This is a genomic window from Kitasatospora sp. NPDC001603 (assembly GCF_040298365.1).
Lineage (GTDB): Bacteria > Actinomycetota > Actinomycetes > Streptomycetales > Streptomycetaceae > Kitasatospora.
In genome coordinates this window covers 29,635-46,709 of the sequence record NZ_JBEPAA010000036.1, presented here as the reverse complement: position 1 = coordinate 46,709, position 17,075 = coordinate 29,635, and the positions used below count along the sequence as shown (strand labels likewise).

Annotated in this window: 11 protein-coding genes and 2 pseudogenes; 8 read left to right on the top strand and 5 right to left on the bottom strand. The window is 71.6% G+C overall.

Going from position 1 to position 17,075, the window contains the following annotated elements:
• Positions 1-7: 7 nt before the first annotated feature.
• Positions 8-196, top strand: a pseudogene (locus ABT263_RS22485) (glycoside hydrolase family 6 protein); the annotation flags it as partial.
• Positions 197-360: 164 nt separating this feature from the next.
• Here the strand turns inward: ABT263_RS22485 and ABT263_RS22480 are convergent.
• Together ABT263_RS22480 and ABT263_RS22475 are read right to left on the bottom strand one after the other, a co-directional pair.
• Positions 361-1,782 (bottom strand): non-reducing end alpha-L-arabinofuranosidase family hydrolase, encoded by a 1,422-nt coding sequence (locus ABT263_RS22480; RefSeq protein ID WP_352292578.1) that lies wholly within the window; start codon positions 1,780-1,782, stop codon positions 361-363.
• 303 nt (positions 1,783-2,085) lie between these two features.
• Positions 2,086-3,555, bottom strand: a pseudogene (locus ABT263_RS22475) (glycoside hydrolase family 10 protein); the annotation flags it as partial.
• Positions 3,556-4,539: 984 nt separating this feature from the next.
• On the opposite strand from ABT263_RS22475, the gene ABT263_RS22470 reads away from it, so the two are divergent.
• From ABT263_RS22470 to yjfF, 4 genes are all read left to right on the top strand, one after another.
• Positions 4,540-5,523, top strand: coding sequence for an ABC transporter substrate-binding protein (locus ABT263_RS22470; protein WP_352292574.1), 984 nt, complete (start codon positions 4,540-4,542; stop codon positions 5,521-5,523).
• Positions 5,524-5,591: 68 nt separating this feature from the next.
• Positions 5,592-7,115 (top strand): sugar ABC transporter ATP-binding protein, encoded by a 1,524-nt coding sequence (locus ABT263_RS22465; protein WP_352292572.1) that lies wholly within the window; start codon positions 5,592-5,594, stop codon positions 7,113-7,115.
• A complete protein-coding gene (locus tag ABT263_RS22460; protein ID WP_352292570.1) occupies positions 7,112-8,197 on the top strand; it encodes an ABC transporter permease in 1,086 nt (361 codons plus the stop codon). Before ABT263_RS22465 ends, ABT263_RS22460 begins: the two co-directional genes overlap by 4 nt.
• On the top strand, positions 8,194-9,165 hold the full coding sequence (yjfF, locus tag ABT263_RS22455; protein ID WP_352292568.1) for a galactofuranose ABC transporter, permease protein YjfF: 972 nt from the start codon (positions 8,194-8,196) through the stop codon (positions 9,163-9,165). The genes ABT263_RS22460 and yjfF overlap by 4 nt, the downstream gene beginning before the upstream one ends.
• A gap of 134 nt (positions 9,166-9,299) precedes the next feature.
• Here the strand turns inward: yjfF and xylA are convergent, their stop codons facing one another.
• Positions 9,300-10,472 (bottom strand): xylose isomerase, encoded by a 1,173-nt coding sequence (gene xylA / locus ABT263_RS22450; protein ID WP_352292566.1) that lies wholly within the window; start codon positions 10,470-10,472, stop codon positions 9,300-9,302.
• 95 nt (positions 10,473-10,567) lie between these two features.
• On the opposite strand from xylA, the gene xylB reads away from it, so the two are divergent.
• Together xylB and ABT263_RS22440 are read left to right on the top strand one after the other, a co-directional pair.
• Positions 10,568-11,998 carry a xylulokinase gene (gene xylB, locus ABT263_RS22445; protein ID WP_352292564.1) on the top strand — a complete coding sequence of 477 codons (1,431 nt, stop codon included), beginning with the start codon at positions 10,568-10,570 and terminating at the stop codon, positions 11,996-11,998.
• A 73-nt stretch (positions 11,999-12,071) separates the two neighbouring features.
• Positions 12,072-13,265: an ROK family transcriptional regulator gene (locus tag ABT263_RS22440; protein WP_352292562.1), complete on the top strand. Its 1,194-nt coding sequence runs from the start codon at positions 12,072-12,074 to the stop codon at positions 13,263-13,265.
• Between the two features lie 39 nt (positions 13,266-13,304).
• On the opposite strand, the gene ABT263_RS22435 is transcribed toward ABT263_RS22440, so the two are convergent.
• Positions 13,305-14,429: a fatty acid desaturase family protein gene (locus ABT263_RS22435; protein ID WP_352292560.1), complete on the bottom strand. Its 1,125-nt coding sequence runs from the start codon at positions 14,427-14,429 to the stop codon at positions 13,305-13,307.
• Between the two features lie 7 nt (positions 14,430-14,436).
• Entirely contained in the window at positions 14,437-15,447 is a 1,011-nt protein-coding gene (locus ABT263_RS22430) for a ferredoxin reductase (protein ID WP_352292646.1), read from the bottom strand.
• A gap of 132 nt (positions 15,448-15,579) precedes the next feature.
• On the opposite strand from ABT263_RS22430, the gene ABT263_RS22425 reads away from it, so the two are divergent.
• The gene (locus tag ABT263_RS22425) at positions 15,580-16,719 is read left to right on the top strand and encodes a PucR family transcriptional regulator (RefSeq protein WP_352292558.1); all 1,140 of its coding nucleotides are present in this window, start codon (positions 15,580-15,582) and stop codon (positions 16,717-16,719) included.
• Positions 16,720-17,075 lie beyond the last annotated feature (356 nt).

Sequence of the window (17,075 nt, the reverse complement as noted above, 5' to 3'; positions counted from 1 at the left end):
CCAGGCCGCGAATCCGGCCAGGTGCAACCCGGCGGGGCGGAGGATCGGGACCACGACCCGGTGGGGCGGTGGCGCCGAGATGCTGTTGTGGATCAAGGTGCCCGGTGAGTCCGACGGAAACTGCGGCGTCGGCGCCGGCTCGACCGCCGGGCAGTTCCTGCCCGAGGTCGCGTACAAGATGATCTACGGCTACTGACCGTGGAGCGGTGCGGAGACGGCCCCCGCCGCGGGCCCCCGTCGAGCGGGGGCGCGTGCGGCGGGGGCCGGGCCCGGGGCACGGCTTCGTGGCCCACGTCGTGGACCGCTGCTCCACGTACCGGGCAGACTGCACCCGATCGCGAGCACCGTGGCTCGGGCAGGTCAGCGCCGCAGGGTGAGGACGCCCGGCCGGTACGGCAGCTGGTCGTAGGGGCCGTTCGCGGTGGGGGACTTGCCCTGGTAGAGGAACTGCAGGTCGCAGGGGTCGATGGTCATGGTCTGGTCGGGGTTGTCGCGGACCAGGTCACCGTGGCTGATGTCGTTGGTCCAGGTGGCACCGCTGTTGGCCTTGCCGGCGAAGGGGTTGCTCTCGGTGGCGGCCTGCGGGGTCCAGGACCCGCTCAGGCTGGTGGCGGTGAACGAGCGGAAGTAGCGCTGCTCGTTCGCCCCCCGGGCCTCGACGATCATCAGGTACTGGTTCTGGCCCTGGACCTTGTAGACCTGCGGCGCCTCGAACAGGTTCTTCACCGTGTCGCTCATGACCGTCCTGTACGACGAGCCGAAGTTGCCCGGGAAGTTCCCGATCGGCATGCTCGCCCGGTAGATGCTGCCGTTGTCACCGGCGAAGAACAGGTACATGTTCTGGCCGTCGGCGATCAGGGTCTGGTCGATCGGGGCGGCGCCGGGGATGCTGCCGGTGAACAGGGGCTGCGGCGCGGACCAGCCGTTGGGGTTGGTGGGGTCGCTCGACGTCCGGTAGATGAAGGGCCAGGCACCCCACTGGTAGGCCAGCACCCAGATGTTCCTGGGCGCGAAGTAGAACAGCGTGGGCGCCACCGTGGACTGGCTCATCCCGGTCTGGCCGGCCGACGCCATGTCCGACCAGTTGGTGAAGGGGCTGAACATCATCGACCCGTACGACGAGCCCGACACGTCGGACGCGTAGACCAGGTGCTTGCCGTTGTACACCACGGTGGTGAAGTCCTTCACCGAGGTCCACCCGTTCGCCGGCTGCGCGAGCGCACCCGTCGACGACCAGCGGTACGTCGACGGAAGAGCACAGGGGCCGCCCGGTGGCGTCGTCCCGGTCAGGCCGGTCCACTTCTGGTTGCTGCCGCCGCCGCACGTCCAGAGCCCCACGGCCGTGCCGTTGGCCGTACCGGCGCCCGTGACGTCCAGGCAGAGCCCGGACTCCACGCCGACGATCGTGCCGTCGGAGTTCACCCGCCACTGCTGGTTCGCACCGCCGCTACAGGTCCAGATCTGCACCTTGGTGCCGGGCGTGGTGGCATGGCCCGGAACGTCCAGGCACTTGTTGCCGTACACGGTCAGCTGGTTGCCGGCCGTCGACGTCCACAGCTGGTTGGTCCCGCCGAAGCAGTCGTAGATCTGCAGGTTCGTGCCATCGGTCTGCCCGGCGTTCGGCACGTCGAGGCATCGACCCGAACCCACCCCCCGCAGGGCGCCGCTGGTGGCCGCCTGAGCGGGGTTGGCGACGACCAGCGTCGCCAGTGCCGCCACGACCGCCAGCACGGCGGTGAGTACGGCGGACAGGTGCCCGCGGCTGGAACTTCGTCTGCGCACGGAGAATCTCCTTGGTGGTCGGACGGAGCTGTCACACGGCTGTGTTGTCGGCATTCGAGTGCCGCCGGGCGTGCGCGCTCCAAGAGTCGTCACTCGGCCGGCGCGGGAATCCGCGCCTCTTGCCCGTACGGTGTCGAGACTTCCGTACGCCCGGTGACCTGGGCGTCTGCCAGGTCACCGGGATTCTGGTCGGGCCGCGCCGCGGTACCGGGTGGGTCGTGCTCCCCGGTGGCTCCCGGTGGGCCCGGAGGTTTCGGGGTGGGGCGGGGGAGCCCCCCGCCCCACCCCCGGCGGTTCAGGTCACCTGAAGGTCCAGTGCTGGTTGGCGCCGCCGTGGGAGTCCCAGATCTGGACGGGGGTGCCGTTGGCGGTCTGGTTGCCGGGGGTCTCCAGGGCCCGGCCGCTGGCGACGTTGGTGAGGGTGTAGGAGCCGTCGCCGTTCCGGGTGGCCTTCCAGTGCTGGTTGGCGCCGCCGTTGGGGTCCCAGACCGCCACCCTCGTCCCGTTGCCCGTCCGGTCGGCCGGCTCGTCCAGGGCCCGGCCGCTGGCGACGTTGGTGAGGGTGTAGGAGCCGTCGCCGTTCCGGGAGGCGCGCCACTGCTGGTTGGTGGCGCCGCTGGCGTCCCACACGTGGAGCGGGGTGCCGTTGCCGTTCTGTCCGGCGGGCTGGTCGAGAACGCGTCCGGCGGCCACGTCGGAGAGGGTGTAGACGGCGCCGGGGGTGATGCCTCCGGTCGGCGTGCCGCCGCCGGCTCCGCCCAGCGCGGTGAGCACCGCGCTGTAGGCGGCCTTCTTGTTGCCGTTGTCGTCGAACAGCAGCGGGTTCTCGCCGGTGCGCCAGGAGTCGCTGTCGCGGATGCCCCACACCGTGATGCCGGTGCAGCGAGTGGTGTTGAGGCAGGCCTTGACGGCGTTGGCGTACGCGCCGGCGGACGCCTGGGCGATGTCGAGCTCGGTGATCTGGACGTCCACGCCGAGCGCGGCGAAGCTGGACAGGGTGGTCTGGAAACTGGCCGGCGGGCCGCCGGCGCCGAAGTGGCTCTGGAAGCCGACGCAGTCGATGGGCACGCCGCGGGCCTTGAAGTCCTTGACCATGCTGTAGACGCCCTGGGTCTTGGCGTCCGTCCAGTTCTCGATGCTGTAGTCGTTGTAGCAGAGCTTGGCCGAGGAGTCGACGCTCCGAGCGGTGCGGAAGGCCTCCTCGATGAAGCCGTTGCCCAGCACGCTCTGGAACACGGAGTCGCGGTGCTGCCCGCTGCCGCCGTCCGCGAAGGCCTCGTTGACCACGTCCCAGGCGTAGATCTTGCCCTTGTAGTGGTTCATCTCCTGGGTGATGTGGTTGTTCGTCACGCTGCGCAGGGTGTTGGCGTCGCCGATGGACTTGACCCAGTCGGGCAGTTGGGAGTGCCAGACCAGGGTGTGGCCGCGCATGCGCTGGCCGTGCGCGGAGGCGTGGTTGACGATCGAGTCGGCGGGGGCGAAGTTGAACGACCCGCGGGCGGGCTCGATGGCGTCCCACTTCATCTCGTTCTCCGGGGTGACCATGGTGAATTCCCGGTCGAGAACGGTGGAGTACGTCGAGTCGCCGAGCTTGCTCGTGGGCACTGCCGTGCCGAAGTAGCGGCCGCTGCCGGCCGCTGCCGTACCCAGCGTGGTCGCCCCGGCGGCATGCGCCGCGGGGCTCGCGGTGACGGCCGTGGCTGAGCCGGCGACCAGGCACGCGGCCGCCGTCAGGACCGTGCGGAGACGGGGTTTCTGCTTGATCCATGGCATGACGGAGCGTTCTCCTTGTGGGTGGGGGATGCCGTGCGCCGCTCGGCAGCCGACGTCTCGTCCTGACGCCTGTGCGAGCGCGCACTCGGCCGGACCCTTCCTGCCGCGCAGGGTGGGTGGTGTGCGTTCGGGGACGTGGCGCCTGGTCCCGTGCAAGGGCCGTGCTGTCGGTGGACGCGCAGCTCACAGGTTCCCGCGGTCCGGCCGAAGGGCGATCGGCCTGGCCGCCCGGAGTCTGTTAGCGCTAACAATTGACCCGAGAGGTACCCGTCCTGCCTGACGTGTTCAGGCTAATGTTCAACAGGCGGCGCGCGTTGTCAATGCTTCGCGCAGCGGCGGTCCGTCGGCCCACGCCGTAGGAGACGCTCGGCCGGGTGGTGTTGACGTATCGTCATGCTCCAGTCGCCGCCCGCGCCGTCGGGGATGGCGACGAGGGTCCGGGCGCCGGGGTGGGGCGCACCGGTGTTCCAGGCCGAGCTGGTCTTCTCCGGGGGGCTTCGCGGTCACCTCCCACGCGTCGGAGCCGCTGACCGAGACGTTGGGGTTGTCGCGGTCGTTCCACGGGGTACCGGCGGAGGGGGTCGCGGCGCAGCCGCCGCCGGTGGAGGAGGCCGGCGTGAGGGGGGAGCGGCCGCTGCTCCGGTAGCCCTCGTCGGCCGTGATCTCGGGGTGCATGGTGCCCGAGGGTGCGCGCGCTCCGGTGGAACGCGGCGGGAGTCCGTGCGGGCGAGGTGGGCGCTCCCGGGCCGAAGGCCGGGAGTGCTGCGGGTGAGAGTCGGGTCAAGGGGCTCCCTTCGTCGCTGAACTGACACTCCATCAGCTGTGGCCGACGGGCTGGTCAAGATTGGGTAACGAGGCGTGACGGCCTTGCCGATGCCAATTGTGAGCGTTAACAATCTCTCACGAGCGAAACGGTGCCGACGCGTCACGTTCACGTCGGCGGTGCCGTTCGCGCGATCGACAACCCCGAGAGGAAGTCCCACCATGTCCAAGAGAGCTGCGGCGGCCCTGGTCGCCGGTTCGATGGTCATCGTCCTCACCGCATGCGGTTCCGGCGGCGGTGGAGGCTCGGCCGACAAGGGTGCCGGCCGCAAGCTCGTCGTGGGCTTCTCGCAGGTCGGCGCGGAGAGCGGCTGGCGCACCGCGAACACCAAGTCGGTCCAGGAGTCCGCGAAGAAGGCGGGCATCGAGCTGAAGTTCTCCGACGCGCAGCAGAAGCAGGAGAACCAGATCAAGGCGATCCGCTCGTTCATCCAGCAGAAGGTGGATGTGATCGCCTTCTCGCCGGTGGTGGAGTCGGGTTGGGACACCGTGCTGAAGGAGGCGAAGGACTCCGGGATCCCGGTGATCCTCACCGACCGGGCGGTGGACTCCAAGGACGACTCGCTCTACGTCTCCTTTCTCGGCTCGGACTTCGTCGAGGAGGGCAGGAAGGCCGGCGAGTGGCTGGTGAAGGAGTACCAGGGCAGGTCCGACGAGGTGAACATCGTCGAGCTGCAGGGCACCACGGGTTCGGCGCCGGCCAACGACCGCAAGTCGGGCTTCGGTGACGTGATCAAGGCGGACGCGAAGTTCAAGGTGGCGGCCTCGCAGACCGGTGACTTCACCCGGGCGAAGGGCAAGGAGGTCATGCAGGCCTTCCTGAAGGCCCAGCCGAAGATCGACGTGCTGTACGCGCACAACGACGACATGGCCCTCGGTGCGATCCAGGCGATCGAGGAGGCCGGCCGGAAGCCGGGCGCCGACATCAAGATCATCTCGGTGGACGGGGTCAAGGACGCCTTCACCGCGATGAGCCAGGGCAAGATCAACGTCGATGTGGAGTGCAACCCGCTCCTCGGTGACCAGCTGATGGACCTGGTGAAGAAGGTCAAGGCCGGCGAACAGGTGCCGAAGCGGATCAAGACGCAGGAGGGCGTCTTCACCCAGGACCAGGCCGCTGCCGCGCTGCCGACCCGCCAGTACTGAACGGCTCCGGCCCGCCCGGGGAGCCTCTCCTCGGGCGGTCCGGGCCGCACGAGGAGAGGAGAACCGGCGTGCGTCAGCAACCGGTCCTGGAAGTGCGGGGGATCCGCAAGGAGTTCCCCGGGGTGGTGGCGCTGGACGGGGTCGACGTCCGGCTCTTCCCCGGCGAGGTGCACGCCCTGATGGGGGAGAACGGCGCCGGCAAGTCCACGCTGATCAAGGTGCTGACCGGGGTGCACCCGGCGGACGGCGGCGACGTGGTGCTGGCCGGGCAGCGGGTGCGGATCGCCGGTCCGCTGCAGGCCCAGCAGGCGGGCATCAGCACCGTCTACCAGGAGGTGAACCTCTGCCCGAACCTGTCGGTCGCGGAGAACATCTTCATCGGTCGGGAGCCGCGCCGCCTCGGCCTGATCGACTGGGCCGAAATGCGCCGCCGGGCCGCCGAGCTGGTCCGTACGCTGGAGCTGGACCTCGACGTCGGCGCGCCGCTGGCCGGCTGCTCCATCGCCGTCCAGCAACTGGTCGCCATCGTCCGCGCGGTGGGCGTCTGCGCCAAGGTGCTGATCCTGGACGAGCCGACCTCCAGCCTGGACCGTGACGAGGTTGGCCAACTCTTCACCGTGCTGAGGCGGTTGCGCGACCAGGGGGTCGCCATCCTGTTCGTCTCGCACTTCCTCGACCAGATCTACGAGATCTGCGACCGGATGACCGTGCTGCGCAACGGCCGGCTCGAGGGCGAGTACCTGACCAGCGAGCTCGACCAGGTCGAACTGGTCTCCCGGATGATCGGCGCCGAGCTCGCCGGGCTCGACCAACTCGCCGACGGCAAGCGGCGCGGACGCTCAGTGCCGGCCACCGACCGGGCCTTCCTGCGGACCGAGGGCCTGGCCCGGCGGGGCGCCGTCGAACCGTACGACCTCGCCATTCGTCCCGGTGAAGTGGTCGGTCTGGCAGGCCTGTTGGGATCCGGCCGGACCGAGGCCGCCCGACTGCTGTTCGGCGCCGACCACAAGGACCGCGGCACCGTGCGGATCAACGGCACCGAGACGGACCTGCGCGGCCCGCGCGACGCGATCGCCCACGGCATCGCGTTCTGCTCGGAGAACCGCAAGACCGAGGGCCTGGTCGGCGAGCTGACCGTCCGGGAGAACATCGTGCTGGCGCTACAGGCGGCCCGCGGCTGGGCCCGTCCGCTGTCGCGCACCACGCAGGACGAGTTGGCGCTGCGCTGGATCCGCGCCCTGGACATCCGCCCGGGCGACCCGGAGGCGCTGGTCCGCAACCTCAGTGGCGGGAACCAGCAGAAGGTGCTGCTGGCCCGCTGGCTGATCACCGACCCCAAGCTGCTGATCCTGGACGAGCCCACCCGCGGCATCGACATCGGTGCCAAGGCCGAGATCCAGAAGCTGGTCGCGAACCTCGCCGAGAAGGGCATGGCGGTGCTGTTCATCTCCGCCGAACTGGAGGAGGTGCTGCGGCTCAGCCATCGCGTCGGCGTGCTGCGCGACCGCCGGATGGTCGCCCAACTCGACAACGACGGCGGGCTCACCCCGGAGCGCGTCCTGGCCACCATCGCGAGCGGAGCGGAACAATGACCACGGCGCCGACCACCCCGAGGATCAGGGCGGTGACCCGGCACCGGCTGTTCTGGCCGGCCGCGGTGCTGGCGGTGCTGCTGACCGCCAACCTCGCCTTCACCTCGGACTTCTTCGCCCTCCACCTCAAGGGCGGTCATCTGTACGGCAGTACGATCGACATCCTGCACTTCGGAGCGCCGCTGATCCTGGTGTCGCTCGGCATGACCCTGGTGATCGCCACCGGTGGGATCGACCTCTCGGTCGGTTCCACCGTCGCCATCGCCGGCGCGCTGGCCTGCCTGCACATCAGCGAGGCCACCGACCCGGGGAGCCTTGGCACGGTGCTCGGCGCGGTCGCCATCGCGCTCGGCACGGCGGTACTGCTGGGCATCGCGAACGGGGTGCTGGTGGCCCGGGTCGGGGTGCAGCCGATCATCGCCACCCTGATCCTGATGGTCGCCGGACGCGGCGTCGCCCAGCTGATCACCGACGGCCAGATCATCACGATCACCAGCGAGCCGTACAAGCTGATCGGCGGCGGCTACTGGCTGGCGATGCCGTTCGCGATCCTGCTCAGCGGACTCGTCACGCTGCTCACCGCGCTGCTCACCCGATCCACCGCGCTCGGCCTGCTGCTGGAGTCGGTCGGCGGCAATCCCGTGGCCAGCCGGCTGGTCGGGATCCGGGCGACGCGCCTGGTCGCACTGGTGTACGTGTTCAGCGCGCTGTGCGCGGCGGTCGCCGGACTGATGGTCTCCTCGAACGTCTCGGCGGCGGACGGCAACAACGCCGGGCTGTGGATCGAACTCGACGCCATCCTCGCGGTGGTGATCGGCGGGACCTCGCTCAACGGCGGCCGGTTCTCGATCGGCGGCACCGTCCTCGGCGCGCTGATCATCCAGACCCTCGCCACCACCGTCTACACCATCGGCATCCCGCCGGAGACCACGCTGGTCTTCAAGGCCTTCGTGGTGATCACGGTCTGTCTGATCCAGTCGCCGAACTTCCGTGCCAAGCTCGCCCGGCGCGGCGCCGGCCGCCGCAGCGGCGTCCGGCCGGGCCCCGCCGCCGCCATCACCAACCGGGAGGTCGGCGCGTGAACGCCATCACCCTGCTGACCAGGGTCCGCGAGCAGATCCCGCTGCTGGTCACCTCTGTCGCGCTGGTGTCGATGTTCACCGTCGGCTCGGTGCGGTACGACGGGTTCTTCTCCGGGCAGGTGCTGCTCAACCTGCTGATCGACAACGCCTTCCTGCTCGTGGTCGCGATCGGGATGACCTTCGTCGTGCTGACCGGTGGCATCGACCTGTCGGTCGGTGCGGTGGTGGCGCTGTCCACCATGGTCTCCGCCTGGCTGGTGGAGCGGCACGGCTGGCCGCCGCTGGTGGTCATCCCGCTGGTGCTGCTGATGGGCACGGCCGGCGGTTGGGTGATGGGGTGGGTGATCCACGTCTTCGAGATCCAGCCCTTCATCGTGACGCTGGCGGGCATGTTCCTGGCCCGCGGCCTGTGCTACACGATCGGCATCGAGTCGATCTCCATCACGGATCCGTGGTACACCGCGATGGCGCAGACCCGGATCCCGCTCGGCGACCTGTTCGTCTCGCCGAGTGTGGTGATCGCACTGCTGGTGCTGGCAGCCGGGTTCGTCGTGCTGCACTACACCCGGCTCGGGCGGAACGTGTACGCGCTCGGCGGCAGCGAGCAGTCCGCCCTGCTGATGGGTCTGCCGGTGCGGCGGACCAAGATCACCGTGTACGCGATCAGCGGCTTCTGCTCGGCGCTCGGCGGCGTGCTGCTCACCTTCTACATGCTCTCCGGGTACGGCCTGCACGCGGTCGGGCTGGAACTGGACGCGATCGCCGCCGTGGTGATCGGCGGCACCCTGCTCACCGGCGGCTCCGGCTACCTGCTGGGCACCGTGCTGGGTGTGCTGGTGCTGGGCCTGATCCAGACCGTCATCAGCTTCCAGGGCACCCTCAGCTCGTGGTGGACCAGGATCGTGATCGGCGGGCTGCTGTTCTTCTTCATCGTCCTCCAGCGCCTGAACCCCGTCCGTCGTCGGTAGAACACCGCGCCACCCCGGCCGGCCCGCCCCGGCCGTGCCGGGGTGCGTACCGGACCGCGGCCAGCGGCCGAGGCGGGCACCGGGGGGGCGCCGGGTCGTGCGGCGCGCACGACCCGGCTTCGCCGTGGCCGGGGTCAGCGGGCCCGGAGGAGGTGTTCGAGGGCCAGCTGGTCCAGCTGCTCGAAGGCCATGCCACGCCGCGCGGCGGCGTGGACGTCGTACTCCTCGAAGGCGGAGCGGTCCGCCAGCAGGCCGGCCAGGCCGTCCTGGGCGGTGGGGAGGGCGAGTTCGGGCAACCGGGACGCGGCGAGCGCGGCCTGCACCTCCGGGTCGGCCCGGAAGGCGCGGGAGCGCTCGGCCAGCAGCAGGTAGTTGCGCATGCAACCGGCCGCCGAGGCCCAGACGCCGTCGAAGTCCTCGGTGCGCGGCGGCTTGAAGTCGAAATGGCGCGGGCCGTCGTAGCCGGCCGACTCCAGCAGGTCGACCAGCCAGAAGGCCTGCCGGAGGTCGCCCGCGCCGAAGCGCAGGTCCTGGTCGTACTTGATGCCGGACTGGCCGTTGAGGTCGATGTGGAACAGCTTGCCGTGCCACAGGGCCTGGGCGATTCCGTGCGGGAAGTTGAGCCCGGCCATCTGCTCGTGGCCCACCTCCGGGTTGACGCCGACCCGTTCGGGGCGCTCCAGCTCGTTGATGAACGCCAGGGCGTGGCCGACCGTGGGCAGCAGGATGTCGCCGCGCGGCTCGTTGGGCTTGGGCTCGATCGCGAACCGCAGGTCGTAGCCCTGCTGCTCGACGTACTCGCCCAGCAGGTCGAAGGCCTCCTTCAGCCGGTCCAGCGCGGTGCGCACGTCCTTGGCCGCGCCGGACTCCGCGCCCTCGCGACCGCCCCAGGCGACGTAGACCGAGGCGCCGAGCTCCGCGGCCAGGTCGATGTTGCGGATCGTCTTGCGCAGCGCGTAGCGCCGCACGCCGCGGTCGTTGGCGGTGAACGCACCGTCCTTGAAGACGGGGTGGGTGAACAGATTGGTGGTCGCCATCGGGACCTTCAGTCCGGCGGCGTCCAGCGCGGCGCGGAAGCGCTTGACGGTCTCCTCACGGGTGGCGTCGTCCGCGCCGAAGGGGATCAGGTCGTCGTCGTGGAAGGTGACGCCGTAGGCGCCGAGTCCGGCCAGCCGCCGCACGGTCTCGACCGGGTCGAGGGCGGGGCGGGTCGCGTCGCCGAAGGGGTCGCGACCCTGCCAGCCGACGGTCCACAGGCCGAAGGTGAACTTGTGCGCGGGGGTGGGGGCGAGCGGGTCGCTGGACATGGCGCGGCTCCGGATCGGTGCGGAGGGGTGTTTGTCAGGGCTCTCAACAAATTAGTATGCCGGGGCGTCAGAAGGAACCCCCATCGGAGGAACGCATGGCTGAGCAGCGTGTCGTGATCGGCGTCGACAGCTCCACCCAGTCCACCAAGGCCCTCGCCGTCGACATCGACACGGGCACGGTCCTGGGCGAGGGTCGAGCCCCGCACACCGTCAGCGAGGGAGCCGGCCGGGAGAGCGATGCCGAGCAGTGGTGGCGGGCCTTCGACGAGGCGGTCTCGGGGACGGGCTGGGCCGGACGCGCGTCCGCCGTCTCGATCGCCGGCCAGCAGCACGGCCTGGTCACCCTCGACGCGGCCGGCGCACCGGTCCGCCCGGCGCTGCTGTGGAACGACGTCCGGTCCGCCCCCCAGGCCGCCGCGCTGCGAGCCGGGATCGGCCCGGCGGAGATCGTCCGGCGCACCGGCAGCCTGCCGACCGCCGCCTTCACCGCTCCCAAGTGGGCCTGGCTGCGTGCCAACGAGCCGGCCGCGGCCGACCGTGTCGCGGCCGTCCGCCTCCCGCACGACTTCCTGACCGAGCGGCTGACCGGGGAGGCGGTGACCGACCGCGGCGACGCGTCGGGGACCGGCTGGTGGGGGCCGGACGGCTACGACGAGGACGTCCTCGACCGCATCGGCCTCGACCCGGCCCTGCTGCCGCAGGTCCTCGTGCCGGGCGCACCGGCCGGCCTGGTCCGCCCCGGGACGGCGCTGCGCGAGGGGGCCCTGGTGGCCGCCGGAACCGGCGACAACATGGCCGCCGCCCTCGGGCTGGGACTGCGGCCCGGCCAGCCCGTGCTCAGCCTCGGCACCTCCGGGACGGTCTACGCCGTCGGCCGGAAGAGGCCGCTGGACGCGAGCGGGACGGTCGCGGGCTTCGCCGACGCCCTCGGCGGCTGGCTGCCGCTCGCCTGCACGCTCAACTGCACCCTCGCCGTCGACCGCGTCGCCGGCCTCCTCGGACGCGGGCGCGAGGAGGTCGAGGACGGCGGCACCGTGGTGGTGCTGCCCTACCTGGACGGCGAGCGCACACCGGACCTGCCCGGCGCGTCCGGCCTGGTCCACGGACTCCGTCACGACACCACCCCGGGGGAGGTGCTCCAAGCCGCCTACGACGGCGCCGCCCACGCCCTGCTCACCGCCCTGGACGAGGTGCTGCGCGCGGGCGGCGAGGAGCCGGCGGGCGACGAGCCGCTGCTGCTGATCGGGGGCGGCGCCCGGGGCCGCGCCTGGCAGCGGACCGTCCTGCGGCTCTCGGGCCGGGCCGTGCGGGTACCCGCCGCGCGGGAACTGGTCGCACTCGGCGCGGCCGCCCAAGCCGCCGCCCTGCTCACCGGCGAGCCCGCCGACGCGGTGGCCCGCCGCTGGCGTACCGCCGACGGCCCGGTGCTGGAGCCCGTGGCACGGGACGCGGACGCACTCGAACGGATCAGCGGTACCCTGCGTCGGGCCGGGGCCTTGCAGGGAGCCCCGGACGAGGACCGGTAGGAGGGGCCCGCGCGTGGGAGTGGTCGGCAGAACGGGGCACGGCCGGGGCTCCGGGCCCGCTTCGCAACAGGACATGCGACGGCGCAACCTCTCGGTGGTCCTCGGCGCGGTCGCCGCGCACAACCCGCTCGGCCGCCCGCTGTCCCGCGCGGATGTCGCCGCACGCGTCGGCCTGACCAGGGCGGCCGTCTCCTCGCTGGTCGACGAACTGATCGGCCGGGGTGCGCTGACCGAGACGGAGACCGCCCCCGACGGACGGGTCGGCCGCCCCGGACGCGCGCTGTCGGTGAGCGACCGGGGCCCCGCCGGCCTCGGTCTGGAGATCGGCGTCATGCACCTCGGCGCGTGCGTCGTTGACCTGCGCGGAGAACCCCGGGTGTGGCGCCGGGTCGAACGGTCGAACGCCGGCCGGCCGGTCGGGCAGGTGCTGGCGGAGGTCGCCGCGCTGGCCGCCGACGCGGAGGCCGAGGCCCGCGACCTCGGCCTCCGCGTCGAGGGCCGGGTCCTGGCCGTGCCCGGGGTGGTGCCGAACGAACCCGTCGGACAGGTCGATCGCGCGCCCAACCTCGGCTGGCACACCGTCCGCGTCGCCGACCACTGGCCCGATCCGGACACCGCGCCCGAGCCGGAGAACGAGGCCAACCTCGGGGCTCTGGCCGAGTACTGGAACGCCGAGCAGGCCGCGGAGACCTTCGTGCACGTCTCCGCGGACGCCGGGATCGGCGCCGCCCTGGTCATCGACGGGCAGGTGTTCCGCGGCGCCCGCGGCTTCGCCGGCGAACTCGGCCACGTCCCCGTGCACCCGGACGGCCTCCGGTGCGTCTGCGGCGCGCGCGGCTGCCTGGAGCAGTACGCGGGCCAGGCGGCCGTGCTGCGAGAGGCCGGTCTCGCCCAGCACGACCCGGGTCCGGCCGGACCCGCGGCGGCCGGCGACCCGGTCGCCCTGCTGGCCGAGCGGGCCGGGGCCGGGCACCCGCCGACCCTGGCGGCCCTGGACCGCGCCGGCCGTGCCCTCGGCCTCGCCCTCACCTCCGCCGTCGACCTCATCGACCCGGACGGCCTCGTCCTCGGCGGCACCTACGCCGAACTGGCCGCGTGGCTGCTGCCGTCCGTCCGTGCCGAACTCACCGACCGGGTCACCGTCCGGCCCTGGCCCCCGGAGGCGCTGCGCTCGTCCGCCCTGGGGCGTCGCGGACCCGTGCTGGGCGCGGCGCAGACCACGATCCGCCGGATCATCGCGGACCCGACCCTGCTGTCCGTCGGCTGACGGCCCGGGGAGCGTCCCGGGGCCGTCGCCGTCACCGGGTCAGTCGTGCTCGACCACGACCCTCGCGCGCCCGGCCGGGGTCATGACCTTGGGCTTCTTGGTGGGCAGCGAGAGCCGGAAGACCTTGTGCCACGCGGAGAACACCTGCTCCGGCAGCGGCCCGGTGACGTACTCCAGCTCGTACTTCTCGAACAGCGCGCGCACCTTCACCGCGACCTCGGCGTACCGGTTGCTCGGCAGGTCCGGGAACAGGTGGTGCTCGATCTGGTGCGACAGGTTGCCGGTCATGAAGTGCATGGCCCTGCTGCCGCTGATGTTCGCCGAGCCCATCATCTGGCGCAGGTACCACTGGCCGCGAGTCTCGCCCTTGATCGACCGGCGCTCGAAGACCTGTACGCCCTCGGGGAAGTGCCCGCACATGATCACCGAGTGCGACCAGACGTTGCGGACCAGGTTCGCGGTGAACGTGGCGGCGAGCGTGGTGAGGAACGACGGGCCTGACAGCAGGGGGTGGATCACGTAGTCCTTGAGCACCTGCTTGCGGATCTTGCGGCCCACGGCCTTGGCCCGCGCGCGGAACTCCGGGTCCTTGCGGCGGCGCTTGTGCAGGTTCTTGCCGAGCTCCAGGTCGTACGCCGCGATGCCGTACTCGAAGAAGCAGGCGTTGAGGAAGTTCCACAGCGGCTGGCCGAGGTGGGCCGGGTGCCACTTCTGGTCCTCGTCGACGCGCATGATGCCGTAGCCGAGGTCGTTGTCCTTGCCGATCACGTTGGTGTACGTGTGGTGCAACTCGTTGTGCGAGTGCTTCCACTGCTCGGCCGGCGAGACGTGATCCCACTCCCAGGTGGTGGAGTGGATCTTCGGGTCCCGCATCCAGTCCCACTGGCCGTGCAGGACGTTGTGGCCGATCTCCATGTTGTCCATGATCTTCGCCACGGACAGGCCGGCGGTGCCGAGCAGCCACGCGGGCGGGAAGACCGAGAACAGCAGCACGCCCCTGCTGGCCAGCTCGAGCTTGCGCTGCGCCGAGATGACCTTGCGGATGTAGGCGGCGTCCTTCTCGCCGCGGTCGGCGATCACCTCGTCGCGGATCGCGTCCAGCTCGCGGCCGAGCTCCTCGATCTGCTGCGCGGTCAGGTGGGCGGTGGGGTCGATGGCGGTCAAGGTGCGTCTACCGTTCGATGTCGCAGGGGCCCGCCGCGGCGGACACGCAGGTCTGGATGAGGACGCCCGGCTCGGCCTCGGTGATCTCGCCGGTGCGCAGGTCGCGGACGGCGCCCGCCTTGAGCGGCGTGACGCAGCCGAAGCAGATGCCCATGCGGCACCCGGAGGGCATGAGCACGCCGGCCTCCTCGCCGATGTCCAGCAACGGCGTGGCGCCGTCCGCGTCGACTGTCGTGCCGGTGGCGCTGAACGTGACCTCGCCGCCGTCGCCGGCCACGACGACGCGGGGTCGGAAGCGTTCGGTGCGCAGGCGCTCCCGGACGCCGTGCCCGCTCCAGTGCTCCTCCGCGGCGTCGAGCAGGCCCGCGGGCCCGCAGGCCCAGGTCTCGCGCTCGGCCCAGTCGGGCACGAGTTCGCCGAGGCGGGCGAGGTCGAGCTTGCCGTCCGTGGCGCTGTGCACCTCGGCGAGGCGCAGCTTCTCGTCCGCGACCAGGCCGTGCAGCTCGTCGCGGAAGATCACGTCCTGGGGCCGCGGCGCACAGTGGACCATGACGACGTCATCCAACTCGATGTCGCGCAGCATGCCCATCACGGGCGTGATGCCGCTGCCGGCCGTCAGGTAGAGCACCTTGGCGGGCTTGGCGTGCGGCAGCACGAAGTCACCGGTCGGCTGGTCGAGCTGGACCAGCGTGCCCGGTGTCGCCCTGCGGACCAGGTGGTTGCTGACCTTGCCGTCCGGGATCGCCTTCACGGTGATCGTGATCCGGCCGTCCTGGCGGTCCGTCGGCGAGGTGATGGAGTAGGCGCGCCACAGGCGCCTCCCGTCGACGTCGACCCCGATCCGCACGTACTGACCGGCCGCGTGGCCGCGCCAGCCCCGCCCCGGCCTGATCACGACGGTCGCGGCGTCACCCGTCTCGGGGTGCACGGCCTCGATGCGCCCGCGCAGGTCGGCGCCCGCACGCAGCGGGCTGACCAGGTCGAGGTAGTCCGACGGCAGCAGCGGCGTCGTGACCATCTCCAGCAGTTTCCACGCCCTCTTGCGGAGGGCTGTACTCGTCATGACTCCAGCTTGCTGCGCCTCAGGGTGTAAAGTCCTGACCGTAGGACGTGAATCTGCTCGACCGAATTGTTCGCAGGGAACAAAAGCGTGAGTCAAGCAATCCGGCGGGCCAGCGAGCTGGTCCTGGATGAGACGACGGTCACCGCGCTTCGGGCCGCGCTGAGGGCCACCGCCGACGAGGTCGTCCAGGCGATCATCGACGAGGTCCCTCCCTACGCGAACGCCCTTTCGGGCCGCATGGGCGGCACCATCCGCCGAGCCGTCCGCACCGCCCTGGGCCACTACCTGGACCTCGCGAGCGGGAATGCCACGGGCGGCGACGCCGGTGACGCAGCCTACGAGCTGGGCCGCGGCGAGGTGCGCGACGGCCGATCGATGGACGCCCTGCTCAGCGCCTACCGCGTCGGCGCCCGCGTGGCCTGGCGATGCCTGGCAGCGGGTGCCGTACCCGTCGGCCTGCCCGCCGCCGAGGTCGCCAAGTTCGCCGAGCTGACCTTCGCCTACATCGACGAGCTCTCCGCCGCGAGCGCCGCGGGCCACGCCGACGAACTGGCGGCCCGGGGCAGGGCCCGCGAGCGCCACCTGGAACACCTGGCCCGCGACCTCCTCGCCGACGCGAGCCCGGACGTGCTGCTGGCCGCTGTTCAACGGGCCGGGTGGCAGCCTCCGACGTCGCTGACCGCGGTCCTGCTGCCCGCGGCCCAGGCCCGGCCTGCCTACCGCGCGCTCGACCCGGGCACCCTCGTCCTCGATGATCTGCCGGACGCCACCGGTGTGCTGCTCGTTCCCGATGCCGACAGAGCGCATCTCCTGCGGCAGCTGGCCGACCGCACCGCCGTGGTCGGCCCGGCCCGGCCGTGGACTCGTGCGTGCGCCTCGTACGCGCGAGCCGTACGCGCGCGCTCCCTCTCCTCTGACATCCGCGACACCGAGGCCCACCTGCCCGAGCTGGTGCTGAGCGCCGACATGGACGCGTTCTCAGACCTGCGTGCCCGCGCGCTCGCACCGTTGCGGACCTTGCCCGTCGCGACCGCGCGGCGGCTGGAGGAGACGTTGCGAGCGTGGCTGCTGCACCAGGGCAGGCGGGACGAGGTGGCGGCGGCGCTGTTCGTCCATCCCCAGACAGTCCGGTACCGGATGTCGCAGCTGCGGGAGCTGTTCCCGGATCTCGCGTCGCCGTACCGGGTCCTCGAACTCACCCTGGCGGTGGGTCTTCCGGCCGGCTGACGCGTACTCCGGGCGTCCACGACCGCGTCCGCGCGCGGGCCAGGATCAGAAGCGATTCCCGGACCGAAGGCCGGGCCACGTCTTCCCAGGTGAGGTGCGTGGCCGGCCGCGTGCGGTGCCCAGTGCGGACCCCTGAGTCGGTACCGTCTCCGGCGCCGGCGACGACGGGAACGGCACCTACGCCGCCGCTCCGGGCGCCGGCGCGCCCGCTCCGACGGTCCCCGGAGAGCCGACCCCGCCCGGCTCTCCACGGGCCCTCACCCCAGTCCGTGGTCCCGGCCGCCGGTAGCGGGGATCGTCGCGCGACCGGCCCGGCCGGTGGCGCGGCCCGTCGGTGGCGGCCCGTGGGTGGCGGC